The organism is Paucibacter hankyongi (genome assembly GCF_037482915.1).
GTDB lineage: Bacteria > Pseudomonadota > Gammaproteobacteria > Burkholderiales > Burkholderiaceae_C > Paucibacter_A > Paucibacter_A hankyongi.
In genome coordinates this window covers 371,310-396,785 of the sequence record NZ_JBBHJX010000002.1, presented here as the reverse complement: position 1 = coordinate 396,785, position 25,476 = coordinate 371,310, and the positions used below count along the sequence as shown (strand labels likewise).

General features: G+C 65.1%; 20 protein-coding genes. 10 read left to right on the top strand and 10 right to left on the bottom strand.

Features of this window, described 5'->3' with window-relative positions; genetic code table 11:
- The first annotated feature begins 86 nt into the window (after positions 1-86).
- Entirely contained in the window at positions 87-392 is a 306-nt protein-coding gene (locus tag WG899_RS22405; RefSeq protein WP_506546867.1) for a transposase, read from the top strand.
- Positions 393-539: 147 nt separating this feature from the next.
- On the opposite strand, the gene WG899_RS05255 is transcribed toward WG899_RS22405, so the two are convergent.
- A complete protein-coding gene (locus tag WG899_RS05255) occupies positions 540-1,112 on the bottom strand; it encodes a GNAT family N-acetyltransferase (protein WP_339594572.1) in 573 nt (190 codons plus the stop codon).
- 168 nt (positions 1,113-1,280) lie between these two features.
- Between WG899_RS05255 and WG899_RS05250 the strand changes: the two genes are divergently transcribed.
- The 3 genes from WG899_RS05250 to WG899_RS05240 all read left to right on the top strand — a co-directional run bounded on the left by WG899_RS05250 (position 1,281) and on the right by WG899_RS05240 (position 2,887).
- On the top strand, positions 1,281-1,985 hold the full coding sequence (locus tag WG899_RS05250; RefSeq protein ID WP_339594571.1) for a helix-turn-helix transcriptional regulator: 705 nt from the start codon (positions 1,281-1,283) through the stop codon (positions 1,983-1,985).
- 109 nt (positions 1,986-2,094) lie between these two features.
- Positions 2,095-2,289, top strand: a complete 195-nt coding sequence (locus WG899_RS05245) for a YgaP family membrane protein (protein WP_339594570.1) — start codon at positions 2,095-2,097, stop codon at positions 2,287-2,289.
- Positions 2,290-2,356: 67 nt separating this feature from the next.
- On the top strand, positions 2,357-2,887 hold the full coding sequence (locus WG899_RS05240; protein ID WP_339594569.1) for a lipocalin family protein: 531 nt from the start codon (positions 2,357-2,359) through the stop codon (positions 2,885-2,887).
- A 2-nt stretch (positions 2,888-2,889) separates the two neighbouring features.
- Here the strand turns inward: WG899_RS05240 and WG899_RS05235 are convergent, their stop codons facing one another.
- The 3 genes from WG899_RS05235 to WG899_RS05225 all read right to left on the bottom strand — a co-directional run bounded on the left by WG899_RS05235 (position 2,890) and on the right by WG899_RS05225 (position 7,311).
- A complete protein-coding gene (locus WG899_RS05235) occupies positions 2,890-4,017 on the bottom strand; it encodes an acyltransferase family protein (RefSeq protein WP_339594568.1) in 1,128 nt (375 codons plus the stop codon).
- Between the two features lie 299 nt (positions 4,018-4,316).
- Positions 4,317-6,203, bottom strand: coding sequence for a S8 family serine peptidase (locus tag WG899_RS05230; protein WP_339594567.1), 1,887 nt, complete (start codon positions 6,201-6,203; stop codon positions 4,317-4,319).
- A gap of 148 nt (positions 6,204-6,351) precedes the next feature.
- Entirely contained in the window at positions 6,352-7,311 is a 960-nt protein-coding gene (locus WG899_RS05225) for a LysR family transcriptional regulator (protein WP_339594566.1), read from the bottom strand.
- A 106-nt stretch (positions 7,312-7,417) separates the two neighbouring features.
- Between WG899_RS05225 and WG899_RS05220 the strand changes: the two genes are divergently transcribed.
- Positions 7,418-8,362 carry an alpha/beta hydrolase family protein gene (locus WG899_RS05220; RefSeq protein WP_339594565.1) on the top strand — a complete coding sequence of 315 codons (945 nt, stop codon included), beginning with the start codon at positions 7,418-7,420 and terminating at the stop codon, positions 8,360-8,362.
- Between the two features lie 70 nt (positions 8,363-8,432).
- On the top strand, positions 8,433-9,005 hold the full coding sequence (locus tag WG899_RS05215) for a DUF3617 domain-containing protein (RefSeq protein ID WP_339594564.1): 573 nt from the start codon (positions 8,433-8,435) through the stop codon (positions 9,003-9,005).
- A gap of 2 nt (positions 9,006-9,007) precedes the next feature.
- On the opposite strand, the gene WG899_RS05210 is transcribed toward WG899_RS05215, so the two are convergent.
- Positions 9,008-9,436, bottom strand: coding sequence for a GNAT family N-acetyltransferase (locus WG899_RS05210; protein WP_339594563.1), 429 nt, complete (start codon positions 9,434-9,436; stop codon positions 9,008-9,010).
- Positions 9,437-9,673: 237 nt separating this feature from the next.
- Here WG899_RS05210 and WG899_RS05205 point away from each other — a divergent pair, with 237 nt between their 5' ends.
- Positions 9,674-11,089, top strand: coding sequence for an acyl-CoA thioester hydrolase/BAAT C-terminal domain-containing protein (locus WG899_RS05205; protein ID WP_339594562.1), 1,416 nt, complete (start codon positions 9,674-9,676; stop codon positions 11,087-11,089).
- A gap of 372 nt (positions 11,090-11,461) precedes the next feature.
- The gene (locus tag WG899_RS05200) at positions 11,462-13,768 is read left to right on the top strand and encodes a hypothetical protein (RefSeq protein WP_339594561.1); all 2,307 of its coding nucleotides are present in this window, start codon (positions 11,462-11,464) and stop codon (positions 13,766-13,768) included.
- 79 nt (positions 13,769-13,847) lie between these two features.
- On the opposite strand, the gene WG899_RS05195 is transcribed toward WG899_RS05200, so the two are convergent.
- The 3 genes from WG899_RS05195 to WG899_RS05185 all read right to left on the bottom strand — a co-directional run bounded on the left by WG899_RS05195 (position 13,848) and on the right by WG899_RS05185 (position 16,818).
- Positions 13,848-14,693 carry a hypothetical protein gene (locus WG899_RS05195; RefSeq protein ID WP_339594560.1) on the bottom strand — a complete coding sequence of 282 codons (846 nt, stop codon included), beginning with the start codon at positions 14,691-14,693 and terminating at the stop codon, positions 13,848-13,850.
- Positions 14,694-14,791: 98 nt separating this feature from the next.
- On the bottom strand, positions 14,792-15,898 hold the full coding sequence (locus WG899_RS05190) for an AraC family transcriptional regulator ligand-binding domain-containing protein (protein ID WP_339594559.1): 1,107 nt from the start codon (positions 15,896-15,898) through the stop codon (positions 14,792-14,794).
- Positions 15,895-16,818 carry a GGDEF domain-containing protein gene (locus WG899_RS05185; RefSeq protein ID WP_339594558.1) on the bottom strand — a complete coding sequence of 308 codons (924 nt, stop codon included), beginning with the start codon at positions 16,816-16,818 and terminating at the stop codon, positions 15,895-15,897. The genes WG899_RS05190 and WG899_RS05185 overlap by 4 nt, the downstream gene beginning before the upstream one ends.
- Positions 16,819-17,074: 256 nt before the next feature.
- Here WG899_RS05185 and WG899_RS05180 point away from each other — a divergent pair, with 256 nt between their 5' ends.
- Both WG899_RS05180 and WG899_RS05175 read left to right on the top strand, forming a co-directional pair.
- The gene (locus WG899_RS05180) at positions 17,075-19,645 is read left to right on the top strand and encodes a TonB-dependent receptor (RefSeq protein WP_339594557.1); all 2,571 of its coding nucleotides are present in this window, start codon (positions 17,075-17,077) and stop codon (positions 19,643-19,645) included.
- A gap of 17 nt (positions 19,646-19,662) precedes the next feature.
- Positions 19,663-21,246, top strand: coding sequence for a phytase (locus WG899_RS05175; protein WP_339594556.1), 1,584 nt, complete (start codon positions 19,663-19,665; stop codon positions 21,244-21,246).
- Positions 21,247-21,306: 60 nt separating this feature from the next.
- On the opposite strand, the gene WG899_RS05170 is transcribed toward WG899_RS05175, so the two are convergent.
- Both WG899_RS05170 and WG899_RS05165 read right to left on the bottom strand, forming a co-directional pair.
- A complete protein-coding gene (locus WG899_RS05170) occupies positions 21,307-23,736 on the bottom strand; it encodes a penicillin acylase family protein (RefSeq protein WP_339594555.1) in 2,430 nt (809 codons plus the stop codon).
- Complete coding sequence (locus WG899_RS05165; protein WP_339594554.1) at positions 23,736-25,469, bottom strand: MFS transporter; 1,734 nt, start codon at positions 25,467-25,469, stop codon at positions 23,736-23,738. The genes WG899_RS05170 and WG899_RS05165 overlap by 1 nt, the downstream gene beginning before the upstream one ends.
- Positions 25,470-25,476: the final 7 nt, after the last annotated feature.

Here is a 25,476-nt window from a genome sequence, read left to right as displayed (position 1 = left end):
CGAGGATTGCGGCTCTAGGGAAGGTCTGCATAACCCCCGTGCATATCAGCTACCCGGAGGTATGAGCAGCTGAGACGATTCGGGTCATGAAACAAACGAGTCTTGGACTGGGGCAATCGAGCAAGCGCACGCGGCGACGCGTGTTCCTCGAAGAGATGGTTCGCGTGGTGCCGTGGACCGCGCTGGTGACGTTGATCAGTCCGTACATGCCCGAAGGCCGGCGTGGCCGGCCGCCGTTTGCGGTGGAAGTGAGGCTGCGGATTCACTTCATGCAGCAGTGGTCGCAAGTGCGCTACCGCGGGCTGCCGAAGAACACGGCGCAGTTGCACACCCTATTCGCACTGTCCAATCTGTGGATGGCGCGCCGCCCATTGGGCGCAGTGCAGGCATGAGTGCGCCTGCAAAGCGCGAAGTCCGCCAACTCACCGACAGGTGGACGCGGCGATACGCCGAAACCTGCCGGTGATGAGGCCTCAGATATCACGAAGCAACTTCGATTTGCATCGAGCACAACCGCCTGTGCTTTGTGCAGACCCTCACTAGGTCCCAAGTAGTTTTTCAAAGAAGACCGTGAAAGGCTCGGCACGCCGGCCCGAGAACGGGCCGCAACGGCCATAGCCTTGCCGCTCCAGCAAGCCTTGCGTGCCGCGCTGTGAGGCTGCGACTTGCACCCGCAGCAAGGGTTGGCGCTGGCGCAAGGCCTCGCGCTCCAGCTCCGCAAGCAGCGCAGCACCCAGGCCCCGCTCTCTTTGGCTGGGCGAGACCACCCAGCTGCACAGCTCGGCGCTCTCATCAAACAGCTGCAAGCCGGCCAGGCCCAGGGCACGCTGACGTGCATCACGCACCACGGCCAAGCGCAAATTGGGCCGATCCAGTGCATCGCGATGCCGCTGCGCCAGCGGATGAGCACTGGGGTAATGCCCGATTTCAGCGTCATTCAGTGCGGCCAGCAAAGGGGACAGATCGCTGCGGCTGTTCGGGCCCAAGGCTTCGATCCGGACTTGCGAATGGACTGCACAAGCGCTGTCGCCGGCCCGCGCCACCCAGATCTGGCCCGGGCAGCGCTGATTCACATGCAAGGCTCGAGGGGAACCCGTGTAGGCGGTACGCATGGGCAATGCTCCCAGTCCAAAGGGTAAATGAGGGCGGGCTTCGCCCGCAGCGGGGACAGCAAAAATAGCCAAGGAGGTTCTCTTCATGGGCGCTTGGAGATGAACACGACACGCAATTGGCGTGCCATGTCTGCTTTCCACGCCTGAGGGGCCTGCACAATGGCGGCCATGCGCCGCGCCGACCGACTGTTTCAACTCGTCCACCTGATCCGGGGACGCCGCCTGTCCACCGCCGACTTCCTGGCCCAGCGCCTGGAGGTATCGCCGCGCACCGTCTACCGCGATGTGGCGGCCTTGCAAGGGCAAGGCGTGCCCATCGAGGGCGAGGCCGGCGTGGGCTACCGCATGCGCGCCGGCTTCGACCTGCCGCCGCTGATGTTCACCAAGGACGAGGCCCAAGCGCTGGTGGCCGCCGTGCGCCTGGCCCAGGGCCAGTTAGACAGCGGCTTGGCCCGCCAGGCCGAAGAGGCGATGCTGAAGATTCTGGGCGTGCTGCCCAGTGCAGAGCGGGCCGCCGCCGAGAGCCTGGCCCTGTTTGCTCCGCTGACCGGCTTGAGCCCCGAGATGCGCGAGCGCCTGGCGCTGCTGCGCGAGGCGACGGAGAGTCGGCAGCTCTTGCAGTTGGACTACCTGGACTTGAGTGAGGCGCGCAGCCAACGCCGGGTGCGGCCGCTGGCCTGCTTGTTCTGGGGTCAGGTCTGGACCCTGGCCGTTTGGTGCGAGTTGCGGCAGGACTTTCGCAGCTTCCGGGTCGACCGCATCCAGGCCCTGCAGGTTTTGGAGCAGCGCTTTCGCGATGAGCCCGGCAAGACCCTGGCCGATATGAACCGCGCCTCGGCGGCACGTGCCGCCGAATGGGATGCCTCGCGCTGAGGCTGGCCGTCGCCCAAGCCAAGGCAATTGATGCAGCGCAAGCCTGGTTGAGGCCGGAGCGGCTCACAATCGACTTCAGAGCCACTCCAGGCTCGGATTGAAACTTGCCATGAAGATCAATGTTGGAACCACCGATCGGGTCTTGCGTATCGGTGCCGGTTTGGCCCTGATCGTGTTGGCCGCCACTGGCACCGTCGGCCCCTGGGGCTATATCGGCATCGTGCCCCTGTTGACCGGCATCTTCCGTTTCTGCCCGGCTTACCCGCTGCTGGGCATGAACACCTGCTCGTTGAAAGACCGGTAAGCGCCAAGCCTTTGTCGGCTCTGCTAGGGTCAGGGGTTGCTGATCAACGCAACCCCTGGACTGACTCATGAACCGACACCTTCTGGTCCTGCTCTGCATGAGCGCCTTTGCCAGCGCCCCGCAAGCGGCTGAGCCCGCGCCCTTGCCGACGGTGGCCGCCGTCGATCTGCAGCGCTATGCCGGCGCTTGGTATGAGATCGCGCTGCTGCCGAATCGATTCCAAAAACAATGCGTGGCCGACACGCAGGCGCGTTACCGGCTCGACGGCAATCGCGTCGAAGTGATCAATCGCTGCCGCACCGCCAATGGCGAGGTGGACAGAACCGCCGGTCACGCCAAGACGGTGGACGGCAGCGGCAATGCCAAGCTGCGCGTCACCTTCTTCTGGCCGTTCTACGGCAACTACTGGGTGCTGGATCTGGACAGCGACTACCGCCATGTGCTGATCGGTGAGCCGAGTCGCAAATACGCCTGGATCTTGTCGCGCACGCCGCAGATGGACGAGGCGCAGCTGCAAAAGCTGCTGGACCGGGCGGCAGAACTGGGCTTTGACCGCCAAGCCTTTCAGCGCACACCGCAGACGCAACCGCTGGATTGAGCTCAGGCGCGCAAGGCCTTGGGCAGCAAGCGCGCCAGCAAAGGCATCAGGCGCAGGCGACCGGCGGGCGCCTCGATCCAGCGGAAGAAGGGCACGGCGGCCATATTGCTCAGGCCCCAGGCCAAGAGCATGGCCAGCAGCGCGCGCCCACCCAGTTCCGGGTCGCGGTGCTCGAACAAGGCGTTCACCATCAAGCAGATCGGGAAGTGCACCAGAAAGAGCGCGAAGGAATGCGTGCCCAGATGTGCCACCAGCGGCGCGCTGGGCCGGCCGGCAAACAGGCAGCGGCCGCTTTGATGACGCTGCTGCAACCAGGCCAAGACCCAGGCGGTCAGCAGCGCCAGCAAGACGCGCTCGCGGAAGTCCACCAGCAAGGCGAGCAACACGGCCACACCCAACAAGGCCAGCCCCAAGCGCCGATGGCGGACCAGGCCCAGCCAGTGAACCATTGCGCCCAAGCCATAGGCGCCGAAGAAATACAGGGCCCAGTTGTCCAGCGAGGGCATGCGGTTGAACAACCACAGCGACGCCAAGGTCGTCAGCAGCACCAGGGCCGGCCCGATCACGCGCCGCCAGGCGCGTGGCAAGGCCATGTGGCGAGCCATCCACAACAAGGCCAGCAGCAAGGCAAAAAGTTGCAGGTCGATGGCCACATACCAAGCCCCGACCGTCAACGACTCATAGCCCAAGACGCCGTGCAGCAAGGTCGCATGGGCCAGCAGCTGCGGCAGGCTCAGCGAGGCCGGCACCAGCTCGGGCAGCCAATGCGCCACCAGGGCCGAGACCAGCAAGGTGATCAAGACGGCGGCCATGAAGGGCAAGACCAGGCGCTGATAGCGACGCCAGATCAGTTCGGGCAGGCGGCCGTCGAGCAATTGCCCGTGGGCCGACAAGGCGCGCGCGCTCAAAAAGCCGCCCACCACCAGGAACACCTGCACCGCCATGCGGCCGTAGTGATAGAGCCAGTCCATCAGCTGTGGCAACACGGCCCGCACGCTGTCCGAGATCGGCCCATAGGCCGACAGATGGTGCAACACGATCAGCTGCGCCGCCAAGGCCTTCATGGCATCGACATGCAGCAAACGCTGAGTTTTGGGGAGCTGGATCTGATCGGACGCGGCAGAACTCATGGGCTAGGCGCCCGCAGCCTGGCTCTGCGGGGGCACGACTTTCTTGTATCGCTGGGAAAGAGCAGCTTGATGGGCCTGAGCGACAGCGCAGCGAAGATCGCCCGCGAAGTGACGCCCCCATCAACACTATCAACACCACCAGCCCATAAAACCGGACAGCCGCACAAGCCCAAGGGCCGTGCGGCTGTTCGAGAAAACCCACGATTATAGGGAGTCGGGCATTTTTCCCTAGAGCCCGGCCCCTAGATCGGGGGTGGTTCTGCCAGCCGCCCCCGCCAGCCCTCAGGGCAGAGCCGCGATCAGAGCTTGATGCCGGCCAGCTCCGCGCTCTTGCGCGGGTTGACCAGATTGACCCGGCCCGGCTTGCCGTCGGCGCCGGTCATGCGCTCGGCGCCTTGCAAGATCAACGCCTTGAGCTCGACCGGCTTCAGCTCCGGCTTCAGCGCGATCAGCTTTGCCGCCAAGTTGGCCACCTGCGGGCTGGCCATGCTGGTGCCGCTGAGCTTCATCTGCGCCCCGCCGGGGATGGGTGCCTCAACCTCGAAGCCATTGGCATGCACCACCACCGTCTTGCCGAAGGTCGAGAAGCTGGTCTCGCTGCCGGAACGGTCAACCGCACCGGCCGTGATCAGATTCGGCAACTCCAGGCCGGCAGGAATGTATTCCTGGAAGTCGGCGCTGTTGTCTTCATTGCCAGAGCCGGCCACGAAGAGGATCTCCGGCGCGCCGGCGATGGCCGCGTTCAAAGCGTCACGCTCGATCTTGAACAGGCGCAGCGCCTCGGCCTTGCGTTGCTCGGGCGTGCCACCCAGGTTGTGGAAGGCCATCATCATCTCGTACGCGCTGGGTCCGTAGCGCCAGCTCATATTGACAACGCGCACGCCGGCACTCTTGAAGCCCTGCACCAGGGTGGCGTAGTTGGCGGCGGTCTGGCGCGAGCGAGCCTCCGAAGGCTTGGCCGGCTCGGTCTTGTGGCTCCACAGCATGGTGCCGGCGTAGACACGTGCGAACGGGTTGCCGTCGACGGCGATGCCGGCCACATGGGTACCGTGCACATACATGCCGGTCAGGGCCATGTCTTCAGAAAAGCCCTTGGCCTGATCGGCCTTCAGGCTGCCCAGGGTGGCGCGGAACTGGCGCGAATCAGGCGTGTCGAGCGCGGCACGCTGGTCCATCGCGCCCTTGATCAGGCTGCGCAGCTGCGGCCAGCGCGGCTCAGCCTCACCCAGCGGGCGCAGCAGGTCTTTCGAAGGCTGACCGTCGTCGGTGAAGGCCAGGCCCTTGGCCGCGCCGGTCTTGAACAGGCTCAGGTCGACGCCCGAGTCCCACACGCCGATCAGCACCGGCGTGGCCTTGGCATCGGCCGGGATGCTGAAGGTGCGGGGCGTCCAGATGTCGGCCTTGGCGACCGTCTTGCTATTCGCGTCCAGGACCTGCTGCAGCCCGGCCACGATGGCGGCCTTGTTCGGGCCCAGCAGCTCCATCTGCATGCGGGTAGCGACAATCGCCTGCGCCAATTGCACCGGCACCACCATCTTGCCGTTCTGGGCCATCACATCGAGCTGAGCCTTGAAGCTGCCCACCATCAACTCGGGGTTGAAGGTTTCCACCCCGCCGCGACTGGCTTTGACGGTGTCTTGCACCTCGGCCCAGTTCATCGCGCCATAACGGCGCGCCACCTCGGTGCCGAGCCAGGCGGCATCGCGCTTCTCGAGTTGCTGCTGCGACAGCAGATCGGTCAGCACGCCGCTGGTCAGCTTGCCGGCGGGCTTGTCCTGCAGGACGCGGGCCTTGGCGGTCCAAGCGGGCACGGCGGCCCAGTCACCGCGCAGCTGCGCCAGGCTGGCCAGGGCCCCATAGGCCTCGCGCAAGGTGGCCGAATCCTGGATGTCGTAGGCGGCCAGATCGGCCTGGATATCGGCCTCCAGCTGGGCGCCCAGCGACTTCAAATCAGCCAAGGGTGCGCTCAGATAGGCACTGGGCAGCTGGGCCAGGGTGTAGCTACGGCGCGGCAGTTGGTCGGCGCTGCGGATGACCTTGCGCTCGGCTTGACCGGCAGTTGCCAGGCCGCCCACGGCTGCGGCAGTTTGCGCCAGCGCAGGCACAGCGGTCAGGCTGGCGGCGCACAGCAATGCGGCCGAGGCCACGGCGGTCAAGGGGCTGAACAGATGGGTCGAGGTTGTCAAGGCAGGCTCTCCACAAAGCGTTGTTGAACAGGAATGCTCGGCAGCTTAGCCAGCGAGCGCAGCGCCGACCGGGCTCGGGCGCCCGGCTGCGGATTCCATGTCATCAACTGCGGATTCCTTCGTACGACCTTGGCCGGCCCGGCCGGCATCACCCAGGCGGCGCCAGCGATTCACGCACAAAGCGCACCAGCGCCCGCGCGGTTTCCGAGCCGGTCGGCATCGGTAGGGTCAGCGCCTGGATCCACTCGCCCTCCTGCACCGCCATGCGCCAACCGGGCAGCAGGTCCACCAAGCCCGAGTTGGGGCCGACGCAAAAGTCCGGGCACAGCACCACGCCATCGCCATGGCGCGCCATCACCAGCAAGGTGTCCAGATCATTGCCCCAGGCGCTGGCGCGCAGGTCCAGCTCTTCGGTGGCGGGCTGCGCAGCGTCCGCCGGGCCTGCGTCTTTCACCCAGACGCTGTGCCCGCCTTCCTCATGGGTGCCGATCAAGAGGCAAGGCTGCTGCGCCAACTGCTGCGGCCCCGCCAGACTGGCGCGGCCGGCCGCACCGTAAGCACGCACCGCATAGCGCATGACCGGCTGTGCCACCCAGTCTTCGGGCGGCTTGGCGGTGGCGCGAAACGCCAGATCGACCCCTTCGCGCAGCAAATCCACACGCCGATAGGTCAGCAGCAATTCATAACGCAGCGCCGGATGCATGGCCTGAAAGCGCGCCAACAAGGGCGCCAACACATGGCTGCCGAACACCGGCGCGGTGCTGATGCGCAGCGTGCCGCTGAGCTGGTCGCGCTCGCTGCGCAAGGCCAGGCGCGCCCCTTCTGCCGCCTCCAGTACCGCGCGCGCCTTGGCCTGCAAGCGGCGGCCGGCCTCGGTCAGGCTCAGGCTGCGCGTGCTGCGGGCGAACAAGGCCAGGCCCACCGCCGCCTCAATGCCCGCCACCTTGCGGCTGACGGCCGCCCGCGTCAGCCCCAGCTCGCGGGCGGCGCGGGCAAAGCTGCCGGCCTGCGCAATGCGCGCAAACAGCTCCAGCGCATTGGCATCCAAGGCCTGGTCCGCCGCCGTGCGGCGGCTGCGTGAAATCGTCTTGGCCGGCTTAATTGTCAATTTATTGCTACCAATGTGTCGCAGATTCGCAGTCTATTCGCACATCAGTTGCCAATCTAGACTGAGCGCCAACAAGTTCAGCCCCTCGCCTGCACAGGAAACTCCGATGTCTACCCCCACCCCCGCCAGCCCCGCCACCAGTCACAGCAGCAGCACGCAATTGCGCTGCGCCGACGGGCGGCTTTTGCAAGCACGTTGGCAAGACCCGATCGGGCCGGCCCGGGCAGTGGCGGTGATCAGCCCGGCCATGGCGGTGGCCAGCCCGTTTTACAAGGGCTTTGCCGAGTGGCTGGCCGGTCGCGGCTATGCGGTGCTCAGCTATGACTACCGCGGCATCGGCAGCAATCTGCAGGGCGACGTGCGCCACGAGCCGGCCGGCCTGCGCGACTGGGCGCGGCTCGACATGGCGGCCGCCCTGCGCGCTGGCCACAAACGCCGGCTGGCCGAGCAGCAAACCCAGGGCCATCCCATCGGCCTGCTGATGATTGGCCACTCCTTCGGCGGCCAAGCGATTGGTCTGACCGAAGGTTTTGAGCAGGCCGACGCGCTGCTGGGCGTGGCCGCACAGGCCGCCGACTGGCGTTTCTGGGCCGGCCTGCAGCGCATCAAGGCGGCCTTGTTCTTCCACGCACTGCTGCCGGCTTTTGGCCACGCGATGGGCCACGCACCCGGTTGGCTACTCGGCGCCCGCGCCCAGGGCTTGCCCAAGGCCGCCGCGCTCGACTGGGCTCGCTGGGGGCGCCGCAAGGGCTATTTGTTCACCGACCCCAGCTTGAAAGCCGAGCTGGGCTATGACCGCTTCACCGGCCCGGTGCATCTGTGGAACGTGACGGACGACACCTTGTTCGGCCCCGGACCGGCGGTGGACCATCTGGCCAAGCAGTTCCGCGGCGCCGAGGTGGCCCGCCACACCCTCGACCCTCGCCAACTGGGCCTGCGCGGCATCGGCCACTTCGGCATGTTCCGGCGTGATCTGGGTGAACGCATCTGGCCGCTGTTGCTGGGGCCGGTGGAGCAGGCCACGCCGGTGCTGAAGGCGCGTCTAGCCTGAGCACCGACCACACGTCGGCCGGCCCCGCGGGGGCTGGCTACACTCGGCGCTTTCGACGCGGAGTTCTCGCATGAAGTCGCTCAGCCCCCTCCCTTCCTCGGTCTTGCTCTCCTTGGCGCTGCTGGCCGGCGCAACGGCTGCTCAGGCGCAGAACATCCGGCCCGGGCTGTGGGAAAACCAGCTGCAACCGCAGCTGAGCCCCGAGAGACAGGCGATGATGGTCGAAGCCCAGAAGCAGATGAACGCGATGCCGGCCGAGCAACGCAAGATGATTCAAGACATGATGGCCAAGAATGGCATCAACGCCGACCTCAACAGCGGTCAGGTGTCCTTGAAGGTCTGCATCACTCCGGAGCAAGCGGCCTTGAACGAATTGCCGCTGGACCAAAAAGGCAAGTGCAAGTACGACGTGCAGCGCAAGGGCAATCAGATCCAGGCCCATTTCAACTGCAGCGACCCGCAGCTCAGCGGCGACAGCACGGCCACGCTGAACGGCCCCGAGTCCTACAGGTCGACGACGCGAACCACCGCCTTGGTCAACGGCAAGAGCGAAACCATGTCCATGACCGGACAAGGCCGCTGGCTGAGCGCAGACTGCGGCAACATCGCCCCCATGCAGTCCAAGCGCAGCAAATCCGAATAGGCTCAGCCGCGCGAATAGACCTCGGGGTCGAGTCGCTCCATATAGGTTTGCGGCTTGGCCGCTGGCGTGAAGCCGTATTGCGCATACAGCTGCGGCGCGGTGCTGGTGACCAGCACAAAGCGGCGCAGCTCTTGCAGATCCGGATGCGCCATCACCGCCTCCATCAGACGTTTGCTATAGCCCCGCCCCTGCTGTTCGGGCAGCACGAACACATCGCACAGATAGGCGAACGTGGCTCCGTCGGTGATGACGCGGGCGAAGCCAACTTGCGCACCGTCCAAGTAAGCACCAAAACACAGTGACTGCTGCACGGCACGCTGCACGGTTGCCAGCGGGATGCCCAGCGCCCAGGTCGATTGCTCGCTGAGGAATCGGTGGATCAGGCCCAGGTCCAGGCGGCTTTTGTCGGTGCTGATGTCGAGCTGGCTCATGCGAACAGGTGGCCCCAGGGCGTTCACGGGTGATGGGGCGCCCATGCTACTTGAAGCCAACTGAGACAAGGCTGAACAAAACCAATCGTCGCGCCGGCTGTCGACTCGTCGCAATGCGGGGCGCGGCCGGCTCGCCGCTTCCTATGCTGCAGACCATGCATCAAGGCCTTGTTGCCGATGCACCCAAGGCACCCCGCCGACACCCCAACCCGCAGGATCTGTTTGAAAGGACTTTCCATGTCGTTCACCGCACAAGGCGCGCGTCTCAGCGCCATCGGCCTCGCTTCGAGCTTCGGTCTGCTGCTCGCCCTCCCCGCTCAAGCCCAGAGCATCCGGGTGCTGCCGGCGACCGAGGTGTTGGCCGGTACGGCACTGCACCTGAGTGTTGAACAACTCAAGCCCGGCAGCACATTGCGCCTGCAGGCCAGCCGTGTGCTGCCGACCTTTATGGGGCCAAAGCATTTCGAGTCGAACGCCCGCTTCATCGTCGGCGCCAGTGGCCGTGTGGATCTGGACACCCAGGCGCCGCTGGCCGGCAGCAGCTATCAAGAGGCCGACGGGCGCGGTCTGTTCTGGGCCATGCGGCCGGCCGCGACGCCAGCGGCCACCCGCGAAGGCAGCGACCCGGCCGCCGACGCCGAGCGCGTTCGGCTCCAAGCCTTTGCGGCGCAGGCCGACGGCCAGGAAGTCCTGCTCGGCGAGCAAACGCTGTACCTGCGCAAAGTCGCTGCCAATGTGCAAACCAAGCCGGTCGACGCATTCCCCGGTGCACGCTTCGCCGTCCCCTCGGGCGGCGGCAAGCGCGCAGCGCTGATCGTGCTGGGCGGCTCCGAAGGAGGCAGCTATGCTGCCAAGGCCATGGCGCCGGAACTGGCCTCGCAAGGCTATGCCGTGCTGGGCCTGCCCTACTACTCACCGGCCGGTTGGAGCAGCAGCGGCCCCACGCCCGCCGAGTTGCCGGCCCTGCCCGCGTCCTTCAAGAACATCGAGCTGGAGTTGCTGGAGAAAGCCCGCGACTGGCTGGCGCAACAGCCCGAAGTGGACGCTCAGCGCATCGGCGTTTACGGTATCTCCAAGGGCGCCGAGTTCGCCTTGAACGCCGCCGCACGCATGCCCTGGATCAAGGCCGTGGTCGCCGTCGTGCCCACCGATGTGGTCTGGGAAGGCTGGGGGCCCGATGTCAAAGGCCTGGACAGCGCCTCCTCCTTCAGCTGGAAGGGTCAGGCCTTGCCTTGGGTGCCCTACAAAGGCTTTCAAGACGAGTTTGCCAATGCGGCGATGGGCAAGCCCATCATCATCCGTCGCCCGCAAGACGCAGGACGCACGGCCCACCCCGAGCGTGTCCCCGCCGCGCGCATCCCGATCGAAAACTACAAGGGCCCACTCTTGATGGTCGGCGGCAGCGATGACCAAGTCTGGGACTCTGGCGGCATGGCCCGCAATGTCGAGGCCACCCGCGCCCGCCATGGTTTGCCCACCATCAGCCTGGTCTATGAGGGCGCTGGGCATGCCATCACCGGGCATGGCTACAACCCCACCACGCAAAGCAATGCCGGCCCGATGAAGATGGGCGGCACGCCCGCTGCAGACGCCCATGCGCAGGGTGACGCCTACCCCAAGCTGCTGGAGTTCTTGCGCAGCAGCCTGCGTTGAGATAGCGCCCTTCGGGCACCAAAGCAACTATTCAGACGCCCAGAGTGCGCGGCGGCAAAGTAACGATTGCCGATTGCCGATCCCCGTCGCCAGAAATCGTGCGACGCTGGGCGCCTGATCCCAGGCATTAGAGAGCCACGGGGTAAGCCTGCTTTTTTGCTGAGCTGGCACCGCTTTAACTCAAGGTTACAGTCCTTGCAATAAAAAGGCAGGGAGTAGGTAATGACAGCTTGGCGAACTTGGTTTGGCTTGTGTATTTCGGTCCTGATGCTGACGGCATGCGGCGGGGGCGGAGGGGGAAGCGCGGGGGGCGGGGGAAGCGGGGGCTCAGGTGATACCGGCAATGTGCCCGCACCTGCGTCCTATTCCACCGTGCAGCCCGCCTCAGCACCCGTGGCGCCAGCACTAGACACGAGTCGCGCCAGCGGCACAGTCTCCGTCACCGCAGACACCCTTGATGCCTCGGGTCGAAAGGCCGGTGTCGCGGTCGAACTGCACCAGATTCAAGCGGACGGCAGCCTCGGACCCATCATGGGCGTGACGAGTACAGCCTCCGATGGAAGCTTTTCCATCGCCATGCCCGCCGGAAGTTCCACCTCGGATGGCAGCTGGATGCTGGTGGCCAAAGCCGGAAGCGTCAGCCTGCGCGCTTACCTCTACCCAGGTGCAGTCCGTGTGGATGTCGGCTCAGAGGCTTGGGTCCGCGAAGTTATCGGTGCGGCCGGCCGCGTGCTCGCCTTTCCCGGCAGGCCACTGACCACAGTTGGCCAGATCGCGGGCACCTTGGGCTTGTATGCCGATGCCACCGGAGATCAGCGAGCTGCACTCGCGCCTTCGGCTGCAGCAGATCAAATCGTCCGCGCGCTCGCTAGCGACCATGCGATGAGCTACGTCGTCACTACCCTGCGCAACACCGGCACCTTGCCCAGCGAGGGTACTGGCGATATCGGCGCTTTCTACGCCATGTCCAATACCTACGCCGCCTTCTTCGTCGATGGCACTGGCCAGCAAGTGCTGGCAACGCTCAAGGACGAATTCGGCCGCACGATGACTGCGGATGGATCTTGGGGATACAACGCCAGTTTTTCCACGCAGAAAAATGCGCAATGGCAGCCCGTGGCCGGTTCGCGTGCAAACGGGCGGCTGAGCGCCAGTCGCGGCTACCAGACGCTCACGGGTTCGGGTACGAACGTGGCTCTCGTGTCCTACGTCGTCGGCGAATTCCCGGCGCAGAGTTTTCCGGTGCAGGCTGGCGCCCGGCAGCTCGACGCACGCAGGATCACGGACACCAAACTGAATTTCACTGGTGGATCTGACATCCAGCCCATGGCCTTTTCGGTGACCGAGCAGATCGGCGCAGTGGAAAGCATCTCGGTCGGGGCTGGCAGTTTCAGAGCGGTCCGCGTCGTGACGGATCAACAAATCGTCGTTCCTAAGTCAGCAAGCACCGTAACGACGCTCGTCTTGCGCTCGACTGTTTGGGTGGCGCCTGGTGTTGGGGTCCTGAAGGAGACAGATCAGGTCATCATCGACGGCACAGAGGACAAAGCCAGTGCGTCGAGTCTGGAACTCACAAATGCCTACGCCAACGGCACCGTGTGGCCCGCGCAGCTAACGATAGCTCTCAACTACCGCGGCCCCTCGGTCGATATGTACTACTGCGTGCCGGTGGTGTTCCCGGCCTTGCGCCGGGTTGTAACTGTGGAGTACGGGCCGCCAGTCCAATCGACACCAACACTGGCGCTCGCGCTCTGGGACATGGACACGGGCGCGCAGGTCGGCACCACGCGGAATTTTTCAGGCATTCTCTCCAAATGCCCGGTTCCCACTGGCGATTCTTCGAGCCTGCTGGTGGCCGAGAGCTTTCCGCCACTCAACTTAAACAATCCCTGGCCGAAGACGGCGGCCGAGGCATTGGCCCTGAGTGATGTGGTCCATCAGGTCAGCGGCAAAGATCTCGCTGAAATGGCCACCTATACGCTGCCGGCGGTCCCCGATGCCGCACAGCCCACAAAGTATTGGCCCGTAGTACTCGACGCCCTCTTCGCCGCACCGGACGGTAGCGGGCGCTTCGTCGCCGGCTTCTATAAGAAGAACTATTTCCAAACCTCCGGCGAGCCTGAGCACTACACACAGGTGCTCGGACCGACGCTGGCAAGCCCGCTTGCGCGCGTTGACAATGAACTGCTGCTCGGGGTCGATTGGACCAACGGCCGTTTCTTTTCGAGTCAGAACATCGACCCCTTGGCCCTGCGTATGAGGGCGTTTTCCCCGGCCGGTGGTGTCGATGTGGGTGCTGTCCACACCATTCGCTCAGGCAACTTTGTTCCTCAGATCTGGTACATCAGCAACAGCCTGCTTCACCTGATGGACGGCAGCACCATTCGCATCAGCGACGGCGCTCCAGGGCCCAAATTGCCTTACACATCGAATGTCTGCGCCTTGGGCTACGGCACCCTGGTCTGCGTGGATTCAACGACGGACCAACTTGTCAAGCTTGATCCGGACACACTGGCTGTTCAGGCCAGGGCGGGTCTCGGTTCTTACTTGCGCAGTTGGTCGCAACCGAACCCAGACTTCAGGATCTCAGACTCGAATGGCAGGGGCATGCAGTTCCTGGATGAGTCGACTTTGCTGATCAAAGGCTTCGTTGTTCACGTCGGGCGCTGGGCCAAGTAGAAAGCGGCCACCCAACTCAATATGCCCGACACGGTGTGCGGGTCGCGCTGAATTTGGCGCCCTAGAGCGCCGCCTGACCTCAAGGCAAGACCGGCAGCGCCTTCAAGTACGCATGCAACTTGGCAGCAATGGCTTCACGCTCCGCATGCGTCAAGCCCTCGGGCAGCGGCGGCATGCTGGTGCCCGGCTTGAAGGCCTGCGGCGTCAGCAGCCAGACGGACCAGGTGCGATCGTCCAGCAGCTTGGCACGAACGGCCAGATTCAGCGGCATCTTGTCGCCGCCAAAGCCATTGATCTGATGGCAGCTCAAGCAGTACTTCTGCGCCAGCTTGGCATGTTCGCCCCAGCGCTCGGAGGCGCCCTCACCCAGGCCAGCCGGCAGCAATGCGGCCGGGCTGTATTCGCGCAGGCTGATCTGCGTCACCTGATAGGGCCAGAAGGAAGCGCCCTCCGGCAGCAAGTCCGGGGCACTGATGTTGTCCCACACCAGGTAGTAAGGGCCGAGTGGCACGTTCTTTTCGCGCTGGCCCTTGTTGTCCACCGTAAAAGGTTGCGAGGCATCGGCCAAGGCAAACACCAGCGAAGCCTTGTAGCGGGCAAAACGCTCGACCGGAATGCGCGAGACATAACCGTCCAAGGCCCTGAACTCGACTTCTTGCTGAGGCCTGCTCTGCCAGCCCGGCCCCAGCACATTCCGCAGCACCTGCTCGGCCGGATAGCCGCGGTAGATGCGCCGCACCAGCGCTTCGCCTTTGACGCTCAGATGCGGTTCGACCACCTCCACCCGCTGGGGCGCTGCGCCCAACATGCGCTGCAGCGCCGCCGGATCGGGCAGGGTTTGGGCCCAGCAGGCACTGGCCATCAGCCAAGCCAAGGTCAAGAAGAACCACGGCCTCATGCCATGTTGGCGCGATCCGCTATCCATTCGATGGAACACCATGCAAGCCTCCGCAACTCAGCACGCCTGAGCAACTTGATTGCAGCACAAGCCGGCTGGCGCCGGTAGCGGACTTGCGCCTAGGCTCAAGCCAGCAAGCTCGGCACCAGGCCCGTCCAACGCTTGAAGGAGCGACGGAAATTGCTGCGGTCGTGAAAGCCCAGTTGCTGAGCCACGCCCTCGTTGCTGCGCCCTTGCAAGAGCAGCAGGTAGAGCGCCACATGGGTGCGCACCTGGTCGACCTGGGCTTGGTAATGGGTGCCATGCTGGGCCAGATGGCGCTTGAAGGTGGCGCAGCTAACACCGAAGAAGGCGGCGGCGGCTTCCAGCGTGGGCGCCTCCCGATAGCGTGGCAGCAGATAGTCGTAAAGCGCGGCCAAGAAGCCACGGGCGCGTGCCGCCGGCTCGGCGCCTTGGGCCAAGGCCTGCGCGGCCATGCTGGCTTGCACACCACGGGGCCAGGTCTTGCCCAGGCAGGCGGCCGGCAAGCGCATCGCATCAACCTGGCAATCAAACTGCAACTCGGGGCCCAGATAGACCGCATGCTGCGACAGATCGCGCGGCTGGGTGCGGTTGAAGCTGTAGCGCCAGGGCAAGCGTTCGCCGCCCAGCCATTGGCACATGGCGGTCACCGCGCTCATCTGCAAATCGACCACAAAGCCGCGCTGTGCAGCGGGCAGGCCGCAAGCCTCGGTCCAGAGCAGGATGATCTCGTCCCTGTGGCGCAGCAGCCGGGGCGTGAGCAGTGGTGAGAGGCGCCCGGCATGGCGCACCAACACTTGCAGAGCTTGGCCCAGGTTCTCGGCCTGGGCCAAGGCATGGCTGGGCAGGCCGTAATGGCCGGGCAAGCTCAGCTGGCCCAGCACAAAAGGCGTGTCAGCCGAGGCCAACTCTTGCTGCACCACCGCCATCATGCGCAGCAGTTGCTGCGGGCTGAGCTGCGCGGGCAGCTTGCCGGCCTCGCCAATCTCGGCGGACTGCTGAACGAGAGCGGGGCTGAGACCGCGACTGCGCGCAAACTCCAAAAGCAAGACCGGCCAATGCTCCCAGGCGAGACAAGGGCTGCTGGCTTGGTAAGGCTTGACTCGCTCCGCCGCCTCGGGCGGCACAAGGCCACACAAGGCCTCGGCCAGCGCGGCATCCTGTGCGGAGTGCTGCGCGCAATCCTGAGTCAAGGCGGCCACGCCACTCATGCCGCACGCAAAAGTTGTTGCGCCAGCGTCAGCAATTGCGTCTCGGGCGGCTGGGCCTGATCGATCACCGCGCAAGCCGTAAGCGCCTGCAATTGCAAGCGCTGGCCGCTGCGACTGTGGTGCGCCAAGCTGCGCACGGCCAAGCTCAGCTGCTCGGCTTGCAATCGCGCCGCTTCGGCATCGGAGCCCGGCAAGAGCACGCAAAAGCGATCGGCTGCATAGCGGCACAGCAAGTCTTCCGGATGCAGATTCAGCAGCAGCAAATGACTGAGGGCTTGCAGCAGCCGGTCGGCCTCGGCCAGACCCAGCTCGCGCGCCACCCGGTCAAAGTCCTTCAGGCTCAACATCAGCATGGCGCCGGGCCGGCGCATGCGCTGCTCCAGCGCGATCTGCTGTTGCAAATAGCGGGCGTCGCCGAGCTGGGTGACGCCGTCCATGCTGCGGTGCTCGCGGAACAAACGCTCGCGCTTGAGCAATTGCTCGGTCAGCGCACGCTGCTCCAGCCGCCAATGGTGCAGGCCCAGCGTCAAAAGCAAGGCACCCAGCGGCACCAAGGTGGACTCCAACCAGTTGTCCCAGACCACCGCTTTGGGCAGATGCCAGAACTCGTCCAGCAAGTCGACCCACTGCCCCAGCAGGATCGCGGCCAGACCGAGGCAGAACAAATCAGTGACGCGACCTCCCGGGCGGCTCAGTCGCAGCTGGAACAACCAGATGCCGGCCATCACCCCCATGCCGCCCTCGCCCACGATGTCGATCCAGCGCCACTGCGCCATCGGCTTGGCCTCTCCCAAGGTGGCAAAGGCCCAGAGCAGCGCCACCATCGGCAGCGCCAGCCACTGCGCAATATGGCTCAGGCCCAGCACTGGCGCCAAAGGGCTGGGCTGCAAAACCCGGAGAAAGGAGCGGAGCGAGGTCATGGCTGCGCATGCTAATGAAGCCATGTGACAGGGGTGTCACAAAGCGCGTTTGTGGACGGACGGGGTGCCAAAAGCTCACGCGGGCCCAGCCATTTGCGCCGATCGGTCCCCTTTGGCGTCTGCATGACGGACTGTCACGGACCCGCCATCTGGCCTGCCTAAGGTGCGCTCCGAAGCCCGAACGGGGCGCACACCAACGCCCGACAAGCCCACCAAGGGCACCCAACTTCCCTTCAAACCGACAATGTCCACTGCCATGAACTCACACCGCAAAGCTGCTCTTGCCACCCGCCCGCGCCTCAGCGCCCTCAGCCTGTGCCTGCTGGGCGCCCTGACGACCCTGACTGCCCAAGCCCAAAGCAGCGGCAGCACCCCAGCCAAGGAAGCAACCAAACCCAAAACCTTGGACACGGTGGTGGTCAGCGGCCAAGCCTCCAGCCTGCGCAGCGCGCTGGACAAGCAGCAAGCCGCCCAAGGCGTGGTGAGCGTGGTGCATGCCGACGGCATCGGCCAATTGCCCGACACCAATGCCGCCGAAGCCTTGGCGCGCATTCCCGGTGTCTCGGTCGAGCGCGACCAGGGCGAAGGCCGCTTCATCCGCATCCGCGGCCTGGGGCCTGACTTGAACGCCGTCAGCATCAACGGCACGCTGGTTCCCTCGGCCGAAGCCGACCGCCGCGCCGTCGGCCTGGACGTGGTACCGGCCGGCTTGATCCGCTCGCTGGTGGTGAGCAAGACCGCCACCCCCGATCAAGACGCCAACTCGCTGGGCGGCTCGGTTGAGGTGAATACCTTGTCGGCTTTTGACCAGCCGGGGCGATTCTTGACCCTGTCGGCCGGCGCCAACCATTCCAGCCTGACCGGCAAGGCCAAGCCAACAGCCGCGCTGATCTACAGCGACCGCTTCTTCGCCAACACCCTGGGCGTGGCCCTGGCCTTGAGCACGGACGAACGCAGCTTTGGCTCCAACAATGTGGAAAGCGGCGGCGCCTGGGACCTCAGCGGCGCCCAGCCAGCCCTGAGCAAGCTGGAGCGGCGCAGCTACACCATCCGCCGTGAGCGCCGTGGCGGCGCGCTCAATCTGGATTTGCGCCCCGATGCGGATCAAAGTTACTACCTGCGCAGCTTCAGCAGCCGCTTCACCGACACCGAGACCCGCCAGGCCCAGACCCTGGAGTTCTCGCCCGCGCTAACGGTTGCCGCCAGCGGCTCGGCCAAGGCCGCCCGCAGCCTGAAGGCACGTGAAGAGATTTCGCAGATCGACTCGCTGAGCCTGGGCGGCGAGCGCCGCTTTGGTGACTGGAAGCTGCATGCCGCCGTCGGCGCCGGGCGCGCCAGCGAGAACAAGCCCGACACCTTGTCGGGCGCCACTTACAAGAGCGCCAGCGCCCTGAGCGGTGTTTCTTTCAGCGACAGCCAGCAGCCCATCGTCAGCGGCCCGGCCGCCCTGGCCAGCGCCAACGGCTTTGTGCTCGACAAGATCAAGCTGGAAAAGAGCCTGGCCACCGACCGCGAGCGCAATCTGAAGCTGGACCTCTCGCATGAGCAAGAAGTCAACGGCCTGGAGCTGGAGCTGAAAGGCGGCATCAAGCTGGCGCGCCGCCAGAAAGACAATGAACGCGATGTCTGGAGCTATGGCAGCAAGGCCCTGGCCAAGGCCCCCTACAACTTCAGCAAGGACAAGCTGGCCTTGGGCGCCGTGGTCGCCGATGGCATGCCGCGTTATTCCTGGGGCGATTTGGGCCCGAATATGAGTGAGGCGGCCGTGCGCGACCTGGTCGCCGGGCTGAAGCCGGCCGACTTCCTCGACCCCAGCGATTCCGCCGTCAACGACTACCGCATCAAGGAAGACAGCGACGCCGCCTATCTGCAGGCCCGCCTCGAGTGGAAGGCTACGCAAATCATCACCGGTCTGCGCCATGAGAAGCTGGCCATGGAGGCCAACGGCACCGGCAACAAAAAGGGCACGCTGAGCGCCCAGCAAACCAGCACCCGCAGCCACCATTGGCTGCCAGCCTTCTTGCTGCGCCACGATCTGCAAAAAGATACGCAGCTGCGCGCCGCCTACACCCAGTCCGTCGTGCGCCCCACCTTCGGCCAGCTGAGCCCCGGTTTCATCATCGACGACAAGACGGCCGAGTTCGGCAACCCGGAGCTGAAGCCGCTGCGCTCGCAAAACCTGGACTTCGGCATCGAACGCCGCTTGGACCGCGACGGCGCGGTGTCGGCCTACGCCTTCCACAAAAACATCAAGGACTTTGTCTACCGCAGCAATCTGGCCGGCCAGGGCGCTTGGGTCGGCTTCGACTCGGCACTGACCTATGCCAATGGCGATGCGGCCAAGGTCAGCGGCCTGGAGCTGTCTTACGGCCAGGCCTTGCGCAGCCTGCCCGCGCCCTTCAATGGCTTGATCGTCGGCGCCAATGCGACGCTGGTGAGCTCTGAAGCCACCATCGGCGGCTACAAGGCGGGCCAGTGGCAGCAGCGCAAGCTGGCCCTGCCCAGCCAGTCTGACCGCAGCTTCAACTTCAGCCTGGGCTGGGAAGGCTATGGCTTCAGCACCCGTCTGGCGGCCAACTACAAGTCGGCCTATCTGCTGGAAGTGGGCGATGTCTTGAACGCGGACAAAGACGCGTGGGTGGACGCGCAAACCCAGGTGGACCTGTCGCTGCGCTATGACATCACACCCAAACTGCAAGTGAGCTTCGAAGCGCTGAACCTGCGCGACACGCCTTACTACGTCTACGCCGGCCGCCAGGCCCTGAACACGCAGTACGAGCAGTATGGCCGCAGCTACAAGCTGGGTCTGAAGCTGGCGGTGTTCTGATGCGGAGCCAGACAAGCATGAGAAGCCTACTGAGCGCGGCCTGCGCTCTGAGCCTGTTGATCGGCGGCGCGGCCGGCGCCGCCACCCCTAGCTCGCTGAAGCTGGACAAGAACGGCCTGCAACTGTTGGACGAAAGCGGCCGCACGCTCGACCGTTTGAAGCTGCGCGCCAAGCGCTGGGATCAGCGCAGCGAGGCCGCCAAGTCCAGCGAAGGCGGGCCTGCGCATATCGCCGTGCTGCTGGACGCCGACCGCGGCCGGCCGGTGCTGGTGCGCGCGCAGGGTCAGGTCTTGCGTGCCAGCGAGCTGCCCGAGCCCGGCTTCCAGGTCGAGGCCCTGTGCCTGCACCGCGACCCGCAAGGCTTGCTGCATCTCTTCTTACTCGGTGAAGAAGGCTTGAGCGAGCAATGGCTGATCAGCGGCAACACAGCGCGCACCCTGCGTCGACTGGCCACCGCACCTGCGCCCGAAGGCTGCAAGGTCGACGACGCGCGCCAGCTGCTGCAAGTGCAAGAGCCCGGTGTGGGCCTGTGGGAGCATGGCACCGAGGTCGAGGGCAAGCCGCAGCGGCGCTTGCTGAAGAGCGCTGCGGCCACTGCGAGCCCGGTCGCAACTGCTAAGCGCTACGACTGGCCCGTGCTGCAAGCCAGCGCGCAGACCGAGCCGGTGGCGCGCTTTGGCGATGCGGCGGACGACCCGGCCATTTGGGTTCACCCGCAAGACGGCAGCCGCAGCCGGGTGCTGGGCACCAACAAGAAGCAAGGCCTCTTGGTCTATGACCTGCAAGGGCGCGAGCAGCAATTGCTGGAGGTCGGCCGCATCAACAACGTCGATGTGCGCCAGCGCATCCAGACCGGCGGCCAGACCCTGGATCTGGCCGTGGCCACGCAGCGCGACGAGAACGCCCTGGTCTTGTTCGGCATTGACGATGAAGGCCGGGTCAAAGAACTGGCGCGCCTGCCCACCGATCTGAAAGACATCTACGGCCTGTGCCTCGGGCGCACGCCCGAGGGCCAGTTGGATGCCTTCCCTAACGACAAAGACGGTCGGGTTCAGCAGTACCGCATCGAGCTGAATGCGCAAGGCCAATGGCAGACGCGGTTGCTGCGGTCCTTCAAGCTGGCCAGCCAGCCGGAAGGCTGCGTGGTGCACGAGGCCGAGCAGCGCTTGTTTGTGGGCGAAGAAAAGCGCGGCATCTGGGCGCTGGACGCGCGTGCGGAAAGCCCCGCCAAGCCACAGCTGGTGATGCCGGTCGGCGGCGCCTTGCAGGCCGATGTAGAAGGCCTGGCCATTTACCAAGGTCGGGCAGGCAAGCCCAGCTATCTGCTGGCCTCCTCGCAAGGCAACCACAGCTATCTGGTGCTGGACGCCAAGCCGCCCTTCGCGCTGCGCGGCGGTTTCCGCATCGGCATCAATGCGCAGTTAGGCATTGATGGCACGTCGGAAACCGACGGGCTGGAAGTGCTGTCGTCCGACTTTGGCGGCCTCTACAGCCAGGGCCTGATCGTGGTGCAAGACGGCCACAAGCGCCTGCCCGACGGGCCGCAGAACTTCAAGTACCTACCCTGGGCCGAGGTGGCCCGGGCTTTGAAGTTGGACTGAGGTGCAAGCGCCGAGCGCGAAGTCTTCGCGCTCGGCAGCTTGATGGCGGCTCCGAGTTCGCTACTTCGCTGCTGCCGGCTTGAGGGTCAAGGTGCTGCGGGTGTGCGCCTGCACATCCTCGGCCGCCAGGTATTGCTGGCGGTACTGGCCGGCCGCATGCATCAGCGCCTGATCGGCGTAATGCGGGTCGCCGTAGACACCGCTCTGCCCCACCGGATTGATGCCCAGGCCTTTGGCGGGCGCGGCCAGATCAATGATGCGGCGCGTGGACGGTCCGTAAGCCACCGCCCAAGGCGCTGGGCCTATGCGCGCAGCCATATTGTTAGGCGTCTCATGGCTGCCCGGCGCCGCAAAAGGTCCCACGTTGAAGACCTTGTCCAGCGGCTTTTGCAGGCCCAGCGGATGGCCATGGGTGACGGTATGCGCGAAACCCCAGCGCCATTGCTTGGCGTCGGCGCCTAAGCTGCTGCGCAAGTGCTTCAAGGCGAGGCCCCAAGCTTCGGCGACCAGCTGGGCCTGAGTTTCTCGCTCCGGCGTGCCGCGCTTGTCCCACCATGGCGAGGCCGCATCGGCCATCAGGCGCGGCACTGCGTGGTCGAGCGAGCGGGTGCGGCGCAGGTTGTCGAACACCTTCTCGCCCAGCTCATCCTCCATCGCCAGCTTCAGCAGTTCAAACAACAACTGCTGAAACAGCACTGGCGCGCGCGCCTCGCTGCTGTAGGCGCCACTCCAGGCCGACAGCTCGGCCAACAAGGCGCGCTCTTCCTCGGATTTAACGGCCACCTGCAGCAGCGGCAACAAGGGCTTGAGCACCCGATGGCTGTAGCCGTTTTGCACATCCAGCTGCAGGGCGCGGGTATTGGCCGGGGCCCATTTGATGGCGGGGTCGCGCAGCAAGGAGTCCAGCCGCTCGGCTCGGTCCCAGAGGTTGTAATAGCCCGGCACCGGCTCGGCCGCAGCCGGCTGGTGGTTGGCCGACAAGATATAGCCGCGCGCGGGATTTTCTTCCTGCGGATTCTTTTCAAAGGGCAGCCAGCCAAGCTTCTCGGCCTCGCCGCTGGCGCCGTCAAGAATCAGGTTCGGGTTGACGCCAGCCGGGCGAATCGGCAACTTGGCTGCCGCCCACCAGCCAATATCGCCGTCGGCATTGGCCCAGACCACATTCAAGCCCGGCGCATGGATCTGGCTGACCGCTTGGCGCGCAGCGCTCAAGCTGCTGGCCCGGTTGAGCGCGTAAAAAGCCTCCAGCACCGGGTTCTCGGTTTCCAGAAAACCCCACCACAGAGCTATTGGCGTCTCGCCCACCGCGCCGGCCAAGGCGTCGTTGATGATGGGGCCATGCGGCGAGCGGCGCAGATTCAGCGTGAGCGGCGCGGCGCCCTTGACCTCGATGGTTTCTTCACGGCTTTGCAAGGCCACCCACTTGCCGCCGTCGGCAGTCTTTTGCCAGACCTCATTGGCATTGGCCGGGTTCGGCTTCTCCGCCACCAGATCGACATCGTCGTTCTGGAACATGGTCAGGCTCCAGGCGAATTTTTGGTTATGGCCCAGCAGCGCCAAGGGATTCAAGGCCTGGTGATGGCCATAAAGCTCAAAGCCCGGCGCCTTCAGATGGGCCTCGTACCAAACCGCCGGGGTGGCGAACTGGATGTGCGGGTCGCCCGCCAAGAGCGGCTTGCCGCTGGCGGTGCGCGCGCCCGACACGGCCCAGGCATTGCTGCCCTCAAAAAGCGGCTGGCCGGCGGCCTCCAGTGCGCTTTGGCTCAGCTGGGCCAGGCGGCCCAGGTCTTGCCAGTCGCCGGGGCGCAGGTTTTGGCGCAGCACGCCGTCGGGGCGCCAAGCTTCATCAAAGATCTTCAGATAGGCGCCGCCCAGCTGATCGCGGATCTGCGTCAGCGCCGGTTCGGTGCGAAAGCCGGCCGCAAAGCTGTAGGCCAGATAACCGCCAATGCTGACGGTGTCAGCCGGCGTAAAAGGCCGCTTGGGGATGCCCAAAATTTCAAACTCCAGCGGCGCCGGGCGCGTGGCCTGGTATTGATTGACGCCGTCCAGATAAGCCAGCAGGGCTTGCTTGGCCGGCGTGTCTGCAGCCGCGAACTCGCGGGCTACATAGGCATCGGCATGGGCGCGAATGCCGAGGGTTCGGAACAAGCGGTCGGTCTCTACCAGCTTGGGCCCGAGGATGGCGGCCAGCTCGCCGCGCGACAAGCGCCGCAGCATTTCCATCTGGAACAAGCGATCTTGCGCATGCACAAAGCCCAAGGCGCGGTAGAGATCGGCCTCGTTCTGCGCCTCGATATGCGGCACGCCCCATTCGTCATAACGGACCGACACCGCGGCTTGCAGGCCTTGCAGCGGTAAGTCACCCGAACGCACAGGGCGCAGCGAGCGCAAATGCCAGGTCACAGCCGCTGCCAACACGCCGGTGCTGACCAGCAGGACCACGCCGCTTCGCAGCGCCCACTTCTTGACTTTCGATGGCTTGTTCATCATGCAACAGTCTCCGACAAAGCGCCCCAGTTACGACGGGCCAGCAGCAGCAAGACCGCGCCCGCCGCCAGCGGCACCGCATAGATCAAACCTTGGGCCAGAGCTTGCAGGGCCGGCGCAGCCCCAGAGCCCAAAGCGTCCAAATACTTGCGCAGGTAAAGCGCCAGCAACAAAGGCGCCAGCCACAGGCAGGCGCGGCGCAGCGCGGCACCGGCTTGCGCGCCCAAGACTTCACGGCCAGCCAGCATGAAGAGCGCTGCCACCACAAAGACCAGGGTGAAGAAGGTGTTGAAGATGGCTTCAGCCGAGCCGGTTTCGGCGCGCCAGGTCCAAAACGGCAACCAGGCCAAGCACAGCAAGCCCAGCCCCAGGGCGCTGCGGCTGGCGCGGCCGGCGGCGTGGGCATCGCCCATTTGTTCGGCTTCGCTATCGGGCTTCTTCATCCAGGGGAGCAAGGCCAGGCCGAGCAAGCCGAATACCGCATCCACTGCCAGCGTGACCGGGTAGCCCCAGGCCTCGATGGCCAGGCCTTGCCAGGTGGCGGTGTAGGCAATCGCGACATTCATCAAGGCCATATAGGCAGTGAACTGGGTGGCAGCCACGCGCGGGTTGGTCACATCCATGAACAGGGCCGAGCGCACGCCGTACATCAGGCCCAGGAAAATATTGAAGCTGATGGTGGCCACCCAAAGCGCCGTCACCAAAGTCGGCGGCACCGCCGGCCCGCCGCTGCCGGGTTGGCGCGGCATCACATAGCCCGCTTTCAAGAGCTCCGCCATCAAATAGAGCACCGGCAAGCTCATCAAGGCGATGAAGATCGTCAGCACGCGGCGGCGCCCAAAGCGGTCCGACAAGATGCCGCCAATCACCATGGCCACCGCGCTGGCCACGGTGGAGGCCAGTTGCAGCCAGGCCACTTGGTCGTCGTTCAGGCCCAACTCCACCGAGAGATTGGACTGCAGGGCCAAACTCAAGGACATGGCCCCCGCTGGCAGCAAGGCAAAGAAGACGCCGACAAAAGCGCCGCGCGTGCCCAAGAAGGAGCGGAACGCGGCCACGGCGAAGTCGCGCAGGTCGGCGCCGGCTTGCCTCAAACCTGAACCGGCTCTCTTGGCCGTTTCGGCGCTGGCTTGAACCAAGGCCTCCTTCATTGGCAGCACCACCAGACCGGTCACCGCCAAGATGCACAGGGCCACAAAGATGAAGCTGGACTGGAAGCCCAGATAAGGCATCAAGAACAAAACACCGCTGCCGCCCACCGCCTGGCCAATGGCCGCGCCGGCAAACATCAGGCCATTGGCGAGGCCTCGCTCGTTCTCATGCAAGACATTGCAGGCCAGGGAATCAATCGCCACGTCTTGAATCGCCGCAAAGCTGTTGTGCAGCAAGAGAATGGCGGTGAACAAGGCCAGCTGCTCGGGCAGCTTGAGGAAGATCAGCACCGCCAAGGTGGCGGCCATCATCAGCTGGGTGCCAATGATCCAGGCACGCCGATGGCCAAAGCGCTGCGAACGGAACACGTCCACCAGCGGACCAAAAGCCCATTTGAAAGCCCAGGGCAGATAGAAGGCCGCCACAAAAGCGCCAATCTCGGCCGGCCCCACGCCCATGCGGCGCAGTTGGGTGGCCACCGCCGTAGCCGCAAAACCGAGCGGTATGCCCTCGGTCATGTACAAAAAGAAAAAGGCCGACAAGCGGCCATTCTTTGTGCCCAGCAAATTGGGAAGTTTCATCGGGTGC